The sequence below is a fragment of the Streptomyces sp. AM8-1-1 genome, assembly GCF_032229325.1.
Lineage (GTDB): Bacteria > Actinomycetota > Actinomycetes > Streptomycetales > Streptomycetaceae > Streptomyces > Streptomyces achmelvichensis.
Genome location: NZ_CP135086.1, coordinates 6,655,477 through 6,669,709 on the forward strand (window position 1 = coordinate 6,655,477; position 14,233 = coordinate 6,669,709).

Genomic DNA, 14,233 nt, shown 5'->3' on the forward strand with positions numbered 1-14,233 from the left:
GATCTTTGCTGGTGTCCGAGGGGGGACTTGAACCCCCACGCCCGATAAAGGGCACTAGCACCTCAAGCTAGCGCGTCTGCCATTCCGCCACCCGGACAAGGTGTCTGCCGTCCGGCGCTGGGCCGTTCCGACGTGGAAAACCATAGCAAACATTCGGCTGTGCCCGATCACCCGCCCGGCCGTGCGAAAGCCGTGCGACGGCGGACAGCCGCCCTTGGGGTCCGGGGCCGCGCGCGGGAGGATGAGGGGGAACCACCAGCAGCGACAGTGGGAGGAATCAGCGTGAGCGAGTCGAATGCGGCCCGTACCGTCTCGGGCGAGGACGAGGTCGTCGACCTCTGCCGTGAGCTGATCCGGATCGACACCAGCAACTACGGGGACCACTCGGGCCCGGGGGAGCGGGCCGCGGCGGAGTACGTGGCGGAGAAGCTGGCCGAGGTCGGTGTCGAACCGCAGATCTTCGAGTCCCACCAGGGACGCGCCTCCACGGTGGCCCGGATCGAGGGGGAGGACCCGTCGAGGCCCGCGCTGCTCATCCACGGCCATCTCGACGTCGTCCCGGCCAACGCCGACGACTGGACCCACCACCCGTTCTCCGGTGAGATCGCGGACGGCTGCGTCTGGGGCCGCGGCGCGGTCGACATGAAGGACATGGACGCGATGACGCTCGCCGTCATCCGGGACAGGATGCGCAGCGGCCGCAAGCCCCCGCGTGACATCGTGCTGGCGTTCCTCGCCGACGAGGAGGCGGGCGGCACCTGGGGCGCGCGACACCTCGTCGACAAGCACCCCGGACTCTTCGAGGGCGTCACCGAGGCCATCGGCGAGGTCGGCGGCTTCTCCTTCACCGTCAACGAGAACCTGCGGCTCTACCTCGTCGAGACGGCGCAGAAGGGCATGCACTGGATGCGCCTGACCGTGGACGGCACCGCCGGCCACGGCTCGATGACCAACAAGGACAACGCCATCACCGAGCTGTGCGAGGCCGTCGGCCGGCTCGGCCGCCACACCTGGCCGGTGCGGATGACCAAGACCGTCCGGGGCTTCCTCGACGAGCTCTCCGACGCGCTCGGCACCCCGCTGGACCCGGAGGACATGGACGCGACGCTCGCCAAGCTCGGCGGCATCGCCAAGATGATCGGCGCGACCCTGCGCAACTCCGCGGCCCCTACCATGCTCGGCGCCGGCTACAAGGTGAACGTCATCCCCGGGCAGGCGACCGCCCATGTCGACGGGCGCTTCCTGCCGGGATACGAGGACGAGTTCCTGGCCGATCTCGACCGGCTGCTCGGCCCCCGCGTCCGGCGCGAGGACGTGCACGGGGACAAGGCCCTGGAGACGAGCTTCGACGGCGACCTCGTGGACGCGATGCAGGTCGCGCTGAAGGCGGAGGACCCGATCGCGCGGGCCGTTCCGTACATGCTCTCCGGCGGCACGGACGCCAAGTCCTTCGACGACCTCGGCATCCGCTGCTTCGGGTTCGCCCCGCTCAAGCTGCCGCCGGAGCTGGACTTCGCGGGCATGTTCCACGGGGTGGACGAGCGCGTCCCGGTGGACGGTCTGCAGTTCGGTGTGCGTGTGCTTGACCGTTTCATCGACCGGTGCTGAACCGGATCGGGTGAGGTCCGCTGAAACGAAACTCCAATAATCGTCAGTGCGTACGCACGAGACTGGAAAGAGTGAAAGGAACATCCGGCTCGTAGCCCCGCCGGTTTCTCCTCGTTACAGGTGGTGCGGTCCGCGGCTGGGATCGCATTGCCAACAAGGAGGAATAATGATCAAGAAGGTCGTCGCTGCTGCGGCTGCCACTGGTGGTCTTGTGCTCGCTGGTGCGGGTATGGCCATGGCCGACTCGGGCGCGCAGGGTGCCGCTGTGCACTCTCCCGGCGTGCTGTCCGGCAACGTCATCCAGGTGCCCGTCCACGTGCCGGTGAACGTGTGCGGCAACACGGTCTCCGTGATCGGGCTCCTGAACCCTGCCTTTGGCAACACCTGCGTCAACGCTTGATGTTGTGACCCGCCCCCTCGGGGTCGAGGTTCGAACCTGGGCGGTCCCGGAGTGCGCGCCATGCGCTCCGGGACCGCCCGGGTATTTCCGCCCCCGGGCACAGGGCTCGGGGGATTCCTGAAGAAGGCAGGATTCAACCTATGCGCCAGGTCACGCGCAAAGGCCTGATCACCATGGCGGCGGCGGGCGGAGTGCTCGCCCTCGGCGGCGGTTACGCGAACGCGGATGCAGGGGCCCACGGAGGCGCGTCGAATTCTCCGGGCGTCGCATCCGGAAACGCGGTCCAGGTACCGGTCGACGTTCCCGTGAACGCCTGCGGCAATTCCGTCAATGTCGTCGGTCTGCTGAACCCGGTGTTCGGCAACGAATGCGCCAACAAGTCCGGGCCGGCCAAGTCCAAGCACGGCAAGGGTGGTGCCCACGGCAGCGGCGGAGCCGAGAACTCTCCCGGTGTCGCCTCCGGCAACCACATCAATGCCCCGGTGAACATTCCCGTGAACGCCTGCGGGAACACCGTCACCATCGGTGGTCTGCTGAACCCGGCCCTGGGCAACGACTGCGCCAACGACAGCGAGCTCGGCACTCCGGGGAAGCCCGGGCCCGACAAGCCCGAGAAGCCGGGCACCGTCGACCCGCCCGGTCAGCCCCGCACCGTGCCGCCGGCCGACGCGCCGCCGCCCACCGTGCGGAACGGTCCCGACGCGCAGACCCTCACCCCGGCAGGTGCGGAAGAGCTCGCGCAGACCGGCACCGACGCCATGGACCTGCTGATCCCGGCGGGCGCGGGCATGCTGCTGGCGGGAGCGGTGCTCTACCGCCGCGCCCGCTCCGCCGCGTAGGCGCAGCAACGCGGTCACAGCACGGCAGGAACGGCAGGAACGACAAAACGGAGCGGGTCTCGTCACGACGAGGCCCGCTCCGCGCTGTCACCAGGTGGCGCGCACCTGACGGATGATGCGCCGGCGCAGCCGCACTCTGCGACTGCCGTCCCGGTGCAGACTCAGTCGGTCCAACTCCCAGTGTCCGTACTCGGCATGGTCGGTGAGCAGACGCGTCGCCTCCTTGCGGGAGACCCCGCGCGGCACGTACACGTCGACAAATTCGTATTCCGGCATCGCATCTATTGTGCGGGCAGAGCCCCGGTACGGATAGCGTCTGCACTATGTCTGATGCTGCGCAGCCCACCGCTGACGAGGTACGAGCCGCCGCCGAGGCGGTCAAGGCCGCACTGGACCGTCACCTCGCGGCGGTCGAGAACCGCACGGGCGAGGACGATCCTGCCGTCTACACCGCGTTCAACGAGCTGGCCGCCGCAGCCGAGGCGTACGACGAGCGCCTCTACGACCGCTACGACGAGGTCACCCCCTTCGAGATCCCGGCCGCGGACGAGTCCCTGCCGCCGTACGCCGGTCCCGAGGAGCCGAACGCCCTCACGGTGCTGATCCGCCGCGACTACGCGGTGGTGGAGCCGCAGCGGCTGCTCTCCCAGGCACAGCGCATCGCCGACGTGGACACCGACGAGGACCGCCCGGCGAACGTGCCGGTCGTCGGCACCAGCGTGCACGCGGCCCTCGGAGTGCTCTTCGGGGAGTACGAGCCGGACGAAATCGCCTCCCGGCACAAGGAGTTCGGCCTGGAGGAGGGCGACTCCACGCTGTGGGTGTCGGCCTCCGACGAGGTCCCCGAGCCCGGCGAATGGCTCACCGCCCCCTTCGAGCAGGCGCTTCCCGAGCGGATCGTGTGCCGGTTCGATGTCAGCTCGGTCTTCGACGAGGACGATCTGGGCGAAGAGCTGGAGGACCTCGACGAGGTGGAGCGCTGAGGCCACCGGCCCGGGCGCGCAGGAGGCCCCCTTCCGCGGACCAGCAGGTCCTGCGGCAGGGGGCCTCGGCACGAGCGCTCAGGGAGTCGGGGCGAGCAGGCCTTCCAGCAGCGGCCGCAGCCGTGTCGTGCGCTCCTGCGTCGGGACCTCCGCCACCGCGCGCGGCAGCGCCTGGTCCACGCCGTGCACCACGGACAGATGGCGCTCGCCGCGGCTGAAGGCGGTGTAGACCCACGGCCTGCTCAGGCCCTGGGCGGCATCCCCGGGCAGCACCACGACGGCCGCGGGCCAGCGCATCCCGGTCGCCTGGTGCGCGGTCATCGCCCAGCCGTGGCGCACCGTCGACTCGACCTGCTCCTTCGGAACGACCACCGCCGCGCCCGCGCAGTCGAGATGGAGCCCCGCGGTGTCCGCCGAGACCACGGTGCCCGGGCGGGTACGGCCGGGGGAGGGGACATACGCGACACGGTCACCGGGGTCGAAGCCGCCGAACCGCCCCGGGCCCGGGTTCAGCCGCTGCTTCAGCGCCGCGTTGAGCGCCCGGGTGCCCGCCGAGCCGCCGTGGCCCACCGTGATCACCTGGGTGTCGGCGGGCGGCACCCCGATGGCGCGCGGCACCGAGTCGGCGACGAGCTGCACGGTGCGGTGGACGGCCTCGCCGGCGTCGCGCACCGGCACGATGACGACCTCCTTGCCGGGCGCCTCCACCTGGCTCAGCTCGCCGATCCCGATGCCCGAGACCAGCTCGCCGATGGGTCCCGGGTCCGGGGTCCGGGAGGCGATCTGCGGGCAGACGCGAGCGGCGAGCAGATCGCCGAACACCCGCCCGGCGCCCGCCGAGGCGAGCAGTGCGGGGTCCCCGCTGAGGACCAGCCGCCCGCCGTCCGGCATCGACTCGACCAGCATCGCCGCCGTCTCGACGTCCAGCTGCGGAGCGTCCAGAACGACCAGCAGATCCAGGGCGAACGCGCCGTCCTGGTCGCGGCCCGGGCCCTCCGTCCCCGCGAGCAGCCCGGAGACGGTGACCGCTCCGCCGAGCCGTCGGCCGCCGTCCTCGCTGTGGACCGCGACCACGGCCCGCAGCCCGAGCGCCGTCGCGGCCTCGGCGAGCCGGGCCGGCTCGGCGCGGGACGCCTCGCCGCCGGTGTGGGTCACCAGACCGCTCGCCGCCACGGCCCGGACCAGATCCGTCGGCTCGGCGGCCTCCCACCGGGCGTCGGCGCCGGTCTTGGCCAGCCGGGCCAGGCTGTCCGCGAGGCTCTCCTCCGCCAGTGCGTACCGGTCGAGGCCGAGCAGCACCGGCACGGCCTGCTCCGCGGACTCCTCACCCGGCGTGGACTCGGTCTCCGTCTCGCCCTCGTCCTCGCCCTCCTGCGGCACGCCGTCCTGGAACACCAGCACCGCGCCCTCGGCGATGACCTGCTGAAGGGCATCGTCGGGGTCGGGCACGGACCGCTCGGCCAGCGCGCTGCGCACCGCCGAGGACTCCAGCGCGGTGTGCCCGAGCAGTGCGGCCCGCTCCAGCTGCCAGGTGACGAGGGCGGCCGTGCGCCGCTCGTCGCCCGGGCCGCACCCGTCGCCGAGCAGCGCCCGCGCGAACCCGTCGGCCTGCTCGGGCCGTACGCCGGACACCGACAGCAGCTGCCAGGGGTTCTCTCGCAGCATCGCGGCGGCCTGCTCCCCGAGCGACTCCGCGACCTGGGCCGTGAGCGTCTCGGGCGCACCGCCCTCGACGAGCACGGCCCTGACGGCCTCCACCGTCTCGGGGGCGGCGGCCCGGCGGCCGGTCTGCGGTCCCGGGATCCGCGGCCGGACGGGCTCGGTCGGACCGGGAGCCGGACGCCGCGGAGCCGTGTCGGACGCGGACCCCTCGCCGGACCCGGGGGAGTCGAAGAACGCGCCGCTCGGCTTCTCGCCGCTCTCCACGGCACGGACCGCCGCCAGCAGATCGGCCGTCTGGCCGCTCAGCTTGGTGCCGCTTTGGATGGGCCCCTCCTTCTCGGCCTTCCGCTGCTCGATGCGGGCCCGCAACTCCCGCTGTGCGGCGAGCTCGGCCTCGGCCTCGGACAGCTTGGCGGCCTCCTCGCCGTCGGTGGTGCCGGGGGCGCCGGTCCCGGCGGTACCCGACGCGGGCTGCCCGTCCTCGGACGCGCTCTCGGCCTCGGCGTCGCCGTCCGCCCCACCGTCCGCGGTTTCGCCGACCGCAGCGGTGCCGTCCGCGGTTTCGCCGACCGCAGTGGTGCCGTCCGCGGCCGTCTCGGCGGCGCGGTCCTCGGCCGGGGGGCCAGCCTGCTCCTCAGCGGCTGTGGGGGGCTGCGGCCCCTCGGAAGGCGCGGTCACAGCGTGCTCCAGTCCTGGTCGGGATAGCGGTGCACGGGCGCCGACACATCGTCGAGCGCCTGGCAGATCTCGTCAGGAAGCGTAAGCGTCTCCACTGACAATGCGGCCGTGAGCTGCTGCGCGTTGCGCGCGCCGACGATCGGGGCGACCACTCCCGGCCGGTCCCTCACCCATGCGAGCGCCACCTGGAGCGCCGTCACCGCCAGACCGTCGGCCGCTGTCACGACCGCGTCCACGATGCTGTCTGCCGCCTCGTCGAGATACGGCTCGACGAACGGCGCCAACTGCTCCGATGCGCCACGGGAGTCCGCCGGGGTCGCATGCCGGTACTTCCCGGTCAGCACGCCCCGGCCGAGCGGCGACGACGGCAGCAGCCCCACACCCAGGTCGAGCGCCGCCGGCAGCACCTCCCGCTCGACCCCTCGCTGCAGCAGCGAGTACTCCATCTGCGTGCTCGCCAGGCGCGTCCGCATGCCAGGCGCCGACAGCTGCCAGGTCGCCGCCTTCGCCAGCTGCCAGCCGCAGAAGTTCGACACGCCCGCGTACCGTGCCCGGCCGCTGCTCACCGCGATGTCCAGCGCCTGAAGCGTCTCGTCGAGTGGCGTCCGGGGGTCGAAGGCGTGGACCTGCCACAGGTCGACGTAGTCCGTGCCGAGCCGCTGGAGCGAGTCGTCCAGCGCCGCGAGCAGATGTCCGCGCGAGCCGTCGAAGCGGCGGTCGGGGTCGGGAACGCTCCCCGCCTTCGTCGCGATCACGAGATCGCGCCGGGGCACGAGCCGCTCGACCAACTGCCCCAGCAGGTATTCGGCATCCCCGCCGCCGTACACATCGGCGGTGTCGACCAGCGTCCCGCCCGCCTCCCAGAACGCCTTCAACTGGTCGGCGGCGTCGTGCTCGTCGGTGTCCCGGCCCCAGGTGAGGGTGCCCAGCCCTATCCGGGACACACGCAGGCCGGTCCGGCCGAGATGCCTCTGTTCCATGGGCGCTGAGATTACTGGCCATGGGCCCACCCTGAGAGAGCCTGTGGACAACCTCCCCCTGACGGATCGCGGGGACCCGCGCTAGAGTCCCCCGGAACAGGGACGTTACTGATCAGTAAGAGGGAGCGGTTATGCGGCTCGGCATCAACCTCGGCTACTGGGGCGCGGGGATGGACGGCGACAACCTCGCCGTCGCCAAGGAGGCCGACAGGCTCGGCTACGACGTCTGCTGGGCCGCCGAGGCGTACGGCTCCGACGCGCCCACGGTCCTCACCTGGGTCGCCGCCCAGACCGAGCGCATCGACGTCGGTTCCGCGATCATGCAGATCCCGGCCCGCCAGCCCGCCATGACGGCCATGACCGCGGCCACCCTCGACTCCCTCTCCGACGGCCGCTTCCGTCTCGGACTCGGCGTCTCCGGACCTCAGGTCTCCGAGGGCTGGTACGGCGTGAAGTTCGACAAGCCGCTGGCCCGCACCCGTGAGTACGTCGAGATCGTCCGCCGGGCCATGTCCCGCGAGCGTCTGTCCTTCGAGGGCGAGCACTGGACCCTGCCGCTGCCCGACGGACCGGGCAAGCCGATCAAGCTCACGGTCCACCCCAAGCGCGAGCACATCCCGCTCTACATCGCAGCGATCGGCCCCAAGAACCTGGAGCAGACCGGTGAGATCGCGGACGGCGCGCTGCTGATCTTCCCCTCCGCGGACCACCTCGAGGAGACGGCGATCCGCCATCTGCGCGCGGGCCGTGAGAAGGCCGGCAAGACCATGGAGGGCTTCGACGTCTGCCCGACCCTCCCGCTGGCCATCGGCGACGACGTCAACGGCCTCGCCGACATGTTCCGTCCCTACACCGCGCTGTACGTCGGCGGCATGGGCAGCCGCAACCAGAACTTCTACAACCAGCTCGCGCAGCGCATGGGTTACGAGAAGGAAGCCGCGGAGATCCAGGACAAGTACCTGTCCGGTGACAAGCAGGGCGCGGCCGCGGCCGTGCCGCACCAGCTGATCGACTCCACCACGCTGCTCGGGTCGGTGGAGCGGATCGCCGAGCGGATGCAGGCGTACAACGAGGCCGGCGTCACCACGCTGACCCTCGCACCGGCCGGCTTCACGCTCGACGAGCGGATCACCGCGCTCCGGGCGGGCACCGAAGCCCTGGAGCGCGCGGGCCTCGCGTAGTCGCTTTCCGGGACCGGGCCCAGGGACCGGCCGAGAGGCCCGGGAGAGAAGTTCTGCGGCCGTGGTGGGGGCTCGGGGGTCTTCCCCGCCACGGCCGTCGTACACACAACGCCGAACAGGCGGCCATGGTTACTCCCTCTTCTTGCGGGCCCGCATGTCCTCCGTTCGGCGCAGTTGCGCGACCCAGCTGTTGCCTCGCCTCCCGTACCGCATTTGACTCGTTCTTTGCGGACACCTTCAGGAGGTGGCAGTGATGCTCTCGGCTCGGAGCCTTTTCCAGGAAATCATCGACGACGACGACTCCTTCCAGCTCTTCTGCTCCATCGCCGCCAGCGGCGAGGCCCAGGGAGGCTGGGAGAACGCCCGTATCGCCGCCCTCGTACCCGACAGCATGCGTGCCCTCGCGCCCAAGATCACCCGGCACGGCGCCGACGAGGACAAGCACGGCAGGATCTTCCAGGCCCTGCTGAAGAAGCGCGGGCTCGAAGCCGTCCCCGTCCCGCCCGAGACCGACTACACGATGCTGCTCGAACAGCGGGGCATCGGTCTCACCCACGAGAAGCTGCGCCGCGACGAGCCCCTCACGGAGGAGGACATCGTCGTCTACCTCTCGCACAGCCGGGTCACCGAGCAGCGCGCGGCCGATCAGATGGACATGCTGGTCAAGTACTTCGGGGACCATCCGGAGCTCGGCAAGGCGATCCGGATGATCTGCGACGACGAGGACAACCACCTCGCGTACTGCCACGAGGAACTGCTCCGTCTCGCCGCGGAGGGCCACGGCCGCACCATCCACGGCGTCCTGCGCGAGAGCGCCCTCGCCGAGATCGCGGTGTACCGCGACGTCAGCCTCGCCGTGATGGGGCACATGGGGCGGCTGCTGCACTGGCCCCGGGCCAAGTCCGCCGCGCTCGCCGCGGGCATCCACGGCATGTACGCGTACGAGCGGTTCGGCGGCTGGCACAAGATGGTCGGCCTGCGGATGCCGACGCGACGGGGCGCGCTCGACGGACCGCCCACCGCCGCGCCGGCCTACTGACAGCACCCGGTCCGCGCCGACAGCACCCGGCCCACCGAGAGCATCCGGTCCGCCGAGAGCATCCGGTCCGCCGGGAGCGCACGTCCCAGGGGCACGCTCCCCGCCTGTCGAGCGCCGCTACAGCCAGCCGCGGCGCTTGAACAGCCGGAACAGCCCGACCACCGCGCCCGCCATCAGGGCGATGACGGCCGGATAGCCCCAGGTCCAGCCCAGCTCCGGCATGTGCTCGAAGTTCATGCCGTAGATGCCGGCGACCATGGTGGGCACCGCCGCCATCGCCGCCCAGGCCGAGATCTTCCGCATGTCGTCGTTCTGGCGCACGCTCGTCTGCGCGAGATGGGCCGCCAGCACGTCCGACAGCAGCCGGTCGAGCCCCTCCACCTGCTCGTTGGCGCGTGTCAGATGGTCGCTGACGTCCCGGAAGAAGGGCTGCGAGCGCTTCTCCACGAAGGGCACCCCCGCGCTCGCCAGGCGAGTCATCGGGGCCGACAGGGGTGCGGCCGCCCGCCGGAACTCCAGCACCTGCCGCTTGAAGGTGTAGATCCGTGCCGCGGTCGGGGGAGAGACGGCCGATCCGGAGGACCCCGCCTCCTTGCCGGCCGGTTTGCCGGTCGGCGCGAAGACCTCGGTCTCCATCTCCTCCAGGTCCACCTGGAGCTCGGCGGCCACATCGATGTAGTGGTCGACGACGGCGTCGCTGATGGCGTACAGGACCGCGGTGGGGCCGTGCTTCAGCACGTCGGGATCGGCCTCCAGCCGCTCCCGCACGTCGTGCAGCGGGGCGCCCTCGCCGTGCCGGACCGTCACCACGAAGGAGTCGCCGATGAAGATCATGAGCTCGCTGGTGTCGACGGAGTCGCTCTCCGGCTCGTAGACCACCGGCTTGAGGACCATGAACAGCGAGTCGTCGTACACCTCGAGCTTGGGCCGCTGATGGGCCTTCAGCGCGTCCTCGACCGCCAGCGGATGCAGCCCGAACTCGCTGCTGACGAGGTCGAACTCCTCCTCCGTGGGCTCGTGCACGCCGATCCACACAAAGGCGTCCCCGATGGCCCGTGCCTCGTCCAGTGCGTCGGAGAAGTCCTTGGGGCCCTCGGTGCGGCGCCCTTCCCGGTAGATGGCGCAGTCCACGATCACGGCGCGTATTCTTCCGTGCGAGCCGCCCCGGCGCACCCTCTGGCCACAGTCCGCCTAGGCTGGCGCTCATGGTCACGCTGATCCTCGTACGCCACGGCCGATCCACCGCCAACACCGCTGGGGTGCTCGCCGGCTGGACCCCCGGCGTCCATCTCGACGAACGCGGCTCCGCACAGGCGGCCGCGCTGCCCGCCCGGATCGCCGACGTACCGCTCGCCGCGGCCGTCAGCAGCCCCCTGGAACGCTGTGAGCAGACGCTCCGGCCGCTGCTGGACGCACGCCCCGGTCTCGAGCTCCAGACCGACGAGCGGATCGGCGAGTGCCACTACGGCGACTGGTCGGGCCGCAAGCTCAAGGAGCTCGCCGACGAGCCGCTCATGGAGGTCGTGCAGCAGCACCCCTCGGCGGCGGCGTTTCCGGGCGGTGAGTCGATGCGGGCCATGCAGGCGCGGGCCGTCGACGCCGTGCGCGACTGGAACGCGCGTGTCGCCGAGGCGCACGGCGAGGACGCCACCTATGTGATGTGCTCTCACGGAGACATCATCAAGGCGCTGGTCGCGGACGCGCTCGGCATGCATCTCGATCTTTTCCAGCGGATCCATGTGGAACCGTGTTCCGTGACAGCGATCCGTTACACCCGTACAAGGCCGTTTCTTCTGCGTCTCGGTGACACAGGTGATTTCGGCTCGCTGGCACCGCGCGGGAACGCCGGAGACGGGACCGCGGTTGTAGGAGGCGGCGCGGGCGCCCCGTGATCGCCCGGAGCAGTAGGGTGGACGGGCTGAAAACCCGTGTGCCCGCGCACCGTCCGCCCACCCCGATCGTTCCCGAGTTCTCGAGGGAGACAGAACGTGTCCCGTCAGGTGTTCCTCTACGACCCGCCGGACCGGTTCGTGGCCGGTACGGTCGGGCTGCCTGGACGCCGTACGTTCTTCCTGCAGGCCTCGGCCGCAGGGCGCACCACGAGCGTGGCCCTGGAGAAGACCCAGGTCGCCGCGCTCGCCGAGCGGATCGATGAGCTGCTCGACGAGGTCGTACGCCGTACCGGGGGCAATGCCCCGGTGCCGGCCATGGCCCCCGCCGACGTCTCGGACACCGCGCCGCTGGACGCCCCCGTCGAGGAGGAGTTCCGGGTCGGCACGATGGCGCTCGCCTGGGACGGCGAGGAACAGCGCATGATCGTCGAGGCCCAGGCGCTCGTCGAACTGGACGCGGACTCCGAGGAGGACCTCGCGGAGGCCGAGGAGCGGCTGCTCCAGGACGAGGAGAACGGTCCGCCGATGCTGCGCGTCCGGCTGACCGGGGCGCAGGCCAGGGCCTTCGCCAAGCGCGCGCTGGACGTGGTGAACGCCGGCCGGCCGCCGTGCCCGCTGTGCAGTCTGCCGCTCGACCCGGAGGGACACGTATGTCCGCGCCAGAACGGATACCGCCGCGGAGCGTGACCGCACTCGACCTGCTCACCAAGGGTGAGCTGACCGTGTGCGGCCGGGTCCGTGAGGCGTCCAACGCGGTGCTGTTCTGCTCCGTCTCCTATGAGGGCGAGACGGCGTCCTGTGTCTACAAGCCGGTCGCCGGCGAGCGGCCTCTGTGGGATTTCCCCGACGGCACGCTGGCGCAGCGCGAGGTGGCCGCCTACGAGATCTCCCAGGCGCTGGGATGGACCCTCGTACCGCCCACCGTCCTGCGGGACGGCCCGTACGGACAGGGCATGGTCCAGCTCTGGATCGAGGCGGACCCCTCCGCCGCCCTGCTCGCGCTCGTCGAGGAGGAGGAGCCGGGGGACGGCTGGAAGGCGGTCGGCTTCGCCGACGTCGGCGAGGGGCGGACCGCGCTGCTGGTCCACGCGGACGACGAGCGGCTGCGGCGCCTGGCCGTGCTGGACGCGGTGATCAACAACGGGGACCGCAAGGGCGGGCATCTGCTGCCGACGGCCGACGGCGTGCTCTACGCGATCGACCACGGCGTCACCTTCAACGTGGACGACAAGCTGCGCACCCTGCTGTGGGGTTGGGCGGGCGAGCCCCTGGCGCCCGAGGCCCTGGAGGCCCTCACCGCCCTGGCGCCCGCCCTGGCCGACGGGGAGCCGCTGGTCACCCGGCTGGCGCAACTGCTCACGGCGGCGGAGGTCGATTCCGTACGGGCGAGGGTGGCGGCTCTGATCGCGTCGGGCAGACACCCGGTGCCGTCGGGGGAGTGGCCCGCCATCCCGTGGCCGCCGGTCTGAGGCCGCCCACCGCGGCCGCCCGTCCGCGGCCGTGGTCCGCCGGGTCCCGCAGGACCGCGGGAACCGGTCGACCTGCGTGATCCGGTTCGTATGTGGAACTCCCGTCCGGTTAGGCTCATGACATGCATGCCTGGCCCGCTTCTGAGGTCCCCGCCCTGCCCGGCAAGGGCCGCGACCTCCGGATCCACGACTCCACGACCAGCGGTTTGGTGACGCTCACCCCCGGTCCCGTCGCCCGTATCTACGTCTGCGGCATCACGCCGTACGACGCGACCCACATCGGTCACGCGGCGACCTACAACGCGTTCGACCTCGTTCAGCGCGTGTGGCTCGACACCAAGCGGCAGGTTCACTACGTCCAGAACGTCACCGATGTGGACGACCCTCTCCTGGAGCGCGCCGTCCGCGACGGGCAGGACTGGACCGAGCTCGCCGAGCGCGAGACCGCGCTGTTCCGCGAGGACATGACCGCCCTGCGGATGCTTCCGCCGCGCCACTACGTCGGAGCCGTCGAGGCGATACCGGGCATCGTCCCGCTCGTCGAGCGTCTGCGCGACGCGGGCGCTGCCTACGAGCTGGAGGGCGACACGTACTTCTCGGTCGAGGCCGACCCGCACTTCGGTGAGGTGTCGCACCTCGACGCCGAAGCCATGCGGCTGCTCTCCGCGGAGCGCGGCGGCGACCCGGACCGCCCCGGCAAGAAGAACCCCCTCGACCCGATGCTGTGGATGGCCGCCCGTGAGGGCGAGCCGAGTTGGGACGGCGGCAGCCTCGGCCGCGGTCGGCCCGGCTGGCACATCGAGTGCGTCGCGATCGCCCTGGACCACCTCGGCATGGGCTTCGACGTGCAGGGCGGCGGTTCCGATCTCGCCTTCCCGCACCACGAGATGGGCGCCTCCCACGCCCAGGCGCTCACCGGCGAACACCCCTACGCCCAGGCCTATGTGCACGCGGGCATGGTGGCGCTCGACGGCGAGAAGATGTCGAAGTCCAAGGGCAACCTGGTCTTCGTCTCCAAGCTGCGCCGCGACGGGGTCGACCCGGCCGCCATACGGCTCGCCCTGCTCGCCCACCACTACCGCGCCGACTGGGAGTGGACCGACCAGGTCCTGCGGGAGGCCGTGGAGCGGCTCGACCGCTGGCGGGCCGCCGTGTCCCGGCCCGACGGGCCGTCCGCGGACGCGCTCGTCGAGGAGATCCGCGAGGCGCTCGCCGACGACCTCGACGCCCCCGCCGCGCTGCGGGCCGTCGACCGCTGGGCCGAGCGTCAGCGGTCCGAGGGCGGTACGGACGAGGGCGCGCCCGGGCTCGTCTCCCGCACGGTCGACGCCCTGCTGGGCGTCGCGCTGTAGTACGGCGTTTCCGCCGCATCCGGCACGTCCGCCCCACGGGCGCGTTCAGGTCCCCGGCCTGAACGCGCCCGTCCGCATGTGTGCCGCGCTCCTGCGCAGTGGGGCGGCTCTGTGCTGAGGTGGAGACCTCTGCAGAACACTTGTCGGAAG

14 protein-coding genes and 1 tRNA gene are annotated in these 14,233 nt (G+C 71.4%); 10 read left to right on the forward strand and 5 right to left on the reverse strand.

Annotated elements, in window-relative coordinates; translation table 11 throughout:
• Nucleotides 1-9: 9 nt before the first annotated feature.
• A tRNA-Leu gene (locus RPQ07_RS29690) sits at nt 10-97 on the reverse strand.
• A 185-nt stretch (nt 98-282) separates the two neighbouring features.
• Between RPQ07_RS29690 and RPQ07_RS29695 the strand changes: the two genes are divergently transcribed.
• The 3 genes from RPQ07_RS29695 (at nt 283) to RPQ07_RS29705 (ending at nt 2,847) form a co-directional block, all read left to right on the forward strand.
• Nucleotides 283-1,608 carry a M20/M25/M40 family metallo-hydrolase gene (locus RPQ07_RS29695; protein WP_313947287.1) on the forward strand — a complete coding sequence of 442 codons (1,326 nt, stop codon included), beginning with the start codon at nt 283-285 and terminating at the stop codon, nt 1,606-1,608.
• A gap of 166 nt (nt 1,609-1,774) precedes the next feature.
• Complete coding sequence (chpH, locus tag RPQ07_RS29700) at nt 1,775-2,008, forward strand: chaplin ChpH (RefSeq protein ID WP_313947288.1); 234 nt, start codon at nt 1,775-1,777, stop codon at nt 2,006-2,008.
• A 140-nt stretch (nt 2,009-2,148) separates the two neighbouring features.
• The gene (locus RPQ07_RS29705; protein ID WP_313947289.1) at nt 2,149-2,847 is read left to right on the forward strand and encodes a chaplin; all 699 of its coding nucleotides are present in this window, start codon (nt 2,149-2,151) and stop codon (nt 2,845-2,847) included.
• An 87-nt stretch (nt 2,848-2,934) separates the two neighbouring features.
• Here RPQ07_RS29705 and RPQ07_RS29710 read toward each other — a convergent pair whose 3' ends face one another.
• Nucleotides 2,935-3,123, reverse strand: coding sequence for a DUF5703 family protein (locus RPQ07_RS29710; RefSeq protein WP_005319466.1), 189 nt, complete (start codon nt 3,121-3,123; stop codon nt 2,935-2,937).
• Nucleotides 3,124-3,170: 47 nt separating this feature from the next.
• Here RPQ07_RS29710 and RPQ07_RS29715 point away from each other — a divergent pair, with 47 nt between their 5' ends.
• A complete protein-coding gene (locus RPQ07_RS29715; RefSeq protein WP_313947290.1) occupies nt 3,171-3,830 on the forward strand; it encodes a hypothetical protein in 660 nt (219 codons plus the stop codon).
• A 78-nt stretch (nt 3,831-3,908) separates the two neighbouring features.
• On the opposite strand, the gene RPQ07_RS29720 is transcribed toward RPQ07_RS29715, so the two are convergent.
• Entirely contained in the window at nt 3,909-6,170 is a 2,262-nt protein-coding gene (locus RPQ07_RS29720) for a helix-hairpin-helix domain-containing protein (RefSeq protein ID WP_313947291.1), read from the reverse strand.
• The gene (locus RPQ07_RS29725; protein WP_313947292.1) at nt 6,167-7,150 is read right to left on the reverse strand and encodes an aldo/keto reductase; all 984 of its coding nucleotides are present in this window, start codon (nt 7,148-7,150) and stop codon (nt 6,167-6,169) included. Before RPQ07_RS29725 ends, RPQ07_RS29720 begins: the two co-directional genes overlap by 4 nt.
• 131 nt (nt 7,151-7,281) lie before the next feature.
• Between RPQ07_RS29725 and RPQ07_RS29730 the strand changes: the two genes are divergently transcribed.
• Entirely contained in the window at nt 7,282-8,331 is a 1,050-nt protein-coding gene (locus RPQ07_RS29730; RefSeq protein ID WP_313947293.1) for an LLM class F420-dependent oxidoreductase, read from the forward strand.
• Nucleotides 8,332-8,584: 253 nt separating this feature from the next.
• Entirely contained in the window at nt 8,585-9,370 is a 786-nt protein-coding gene (locus RPQ07_RS29735; protein ID WP_313949076.1) for a ferritin-like domain-containing protein, read from the forward strand.
• Between the two features lie 117 nt (nt 9,371-9,487).
• On the opposite strand, the gene corA is transcribed toward RPQ07_RS29735, so the two are convergent.
• On the reverse strand, nt 9,488-10,516 hold the full coding sequence (gene corA / locus RPQ07_RS29740) for a magnesium/cobalt transporter CorA (RefSeq protein WP_313949077.1): 1,029 nt from the start codon (nt 10,514-10,516) through the stop codon (nt 9,488-9,490).
• Nucleotides 10,517-10,575: 59 nt separating this feature from the next.
• Here corA and RPQ07_RS29745 point away from each other — a divergent pair, with 59 nt between their 5' ends.
• The 4 genes from RPQ07_RS29745 to mshC all read left to right on the forward strand — a co-directional run bounded on the left by RPQ07_RS29745 (nt 10,576) and on the right by mshC (nt 14,083).
• Complete coding sequence (locus tag RPQ07_RS29745; protein WP_313947294.1) at nt 10,576-11,262, forward strand: histidine phosphatase family protein; 687 nt, start codon at nt 10,576-10,578, stop codon at nt 11,260-11,262.
• Between the two features lie 96 nt (nt 11,263-11,358).
• On the forward strand, nt 11,359-11,949 hold the full coding sequence (locus tag RPQ07_RS29750) for a DUF3090 domain-containing protein (RefSeq protein ID WP_313947295.1): 591 nt from the start codon (nt 11,359-11,361) through the stop codon (nt 11,947-11,949).
• Nucleotides 11,913-12,731 carry an SCO1664 family protein gene (locus RPQ07_RS29755; RefSeq protein ID WP_313947296.1) on the forward strand — a complete coding sequence of 273 codons (819 nt, stop codon included), beginning with the start codon at nt 11,913-11,915 and terminating at the stop codon, nt 12,729-12,731. The genes RPQ07_RS29750 and RPQ07_RS29755 overlap by 37 nt, the downstream gene beginning before the upstream one ends.
• A 122-nt stretch (nt 12,732-12,853) precedes the next feature.
• On the forward strand, nt 12,854-14,083 hold the full coding sequence (gene mshC, locus RPQ07_RS29760) for a cysteine--1-D-myo-inosityl 2-amino-2-deoxy-alpha-D-glucopyranoside ligase (RefSeq protein ID WP_313947297.1): 1,230 nt from the start codon (nt 12,854-12,856) through the stop codon (nt 14,081-14,083).
• Nucleotides 14,084-14,233 lie beyond the last annotated feature (150 nt).

Bases quoted from the DNA above. Each gene is read 5' to 3' on its own strand.
- RPQ07_RS29705 (WP_313947289.1), top strand. From the start codon at position 2,149: ATGCGCCAGGTCACGCGCAAAGGCCTGATCACCATGGCGGCGGCGGGC.
- mshC (WP_313947297.1), top strand. From the start codon at position 12,854: ATGCATGCCTGGCCCGCTTCTGAGGTCCCCGCCCTGCCCGGCAAGGGC.
- RPQ07_RS29710 (WP_005319466.1), bottom strand. From the start codon at position 3,123: ATGCCGGAATACGAATTTGTCGACGTGTACGTGCCGCGCGGGGTCTCC.
- RPQ07_RS29730 (WP_313947293.1), top strand. From the start codon at position 7,282: ATGCGGCTCGGCATCAACCTCGGCTACTGGGGCGCGGGGATGGACGGC.
- RPQ07_RS29725 (WP_313947292.1), bottom strand. From the start codon at position 7,150: ATGGAACAGAGGCATCTCGGCCGGACCGGCCTGCGTGTGTCCCGGATA.
- chpH (WP_313947288.1), top strand. From the start codon at position 1,775: ATGATCAAGAAGGTCGTCGCTGCTGCGGCTGCCACTGGTGGTCTTGTG.
- RPQ07_RS29745 (WP_313947294.1), top strand. From the start codon at position 10,576: ATGGTCACGCTGATCCTCGTACGCCACGGCCGATCCACCGCCAACACC.
- RPQ07_RS29715 (WP_313947290.1), top strand. From the start codon at position 3,171: ATGTCTGATGCTGCGCAGCCCACCGCTGACGAGGTACGAGCCGCCGCC.
- RPQ07_RS29735 (WP_313949076.1), top strand. From the start codon at position 8,585: ATGCTCTCGGCTCGGAGCCTTTTCCAGGAAATCATCGACGACGACGAC.
- RPQ07_RS29755 (WP_313947296.1), top strand. From the start codon at position 11,913: ATGTCCGCGCCAGAACGGATACCGCCGCGGAGCGTGACCGCACTCGAC.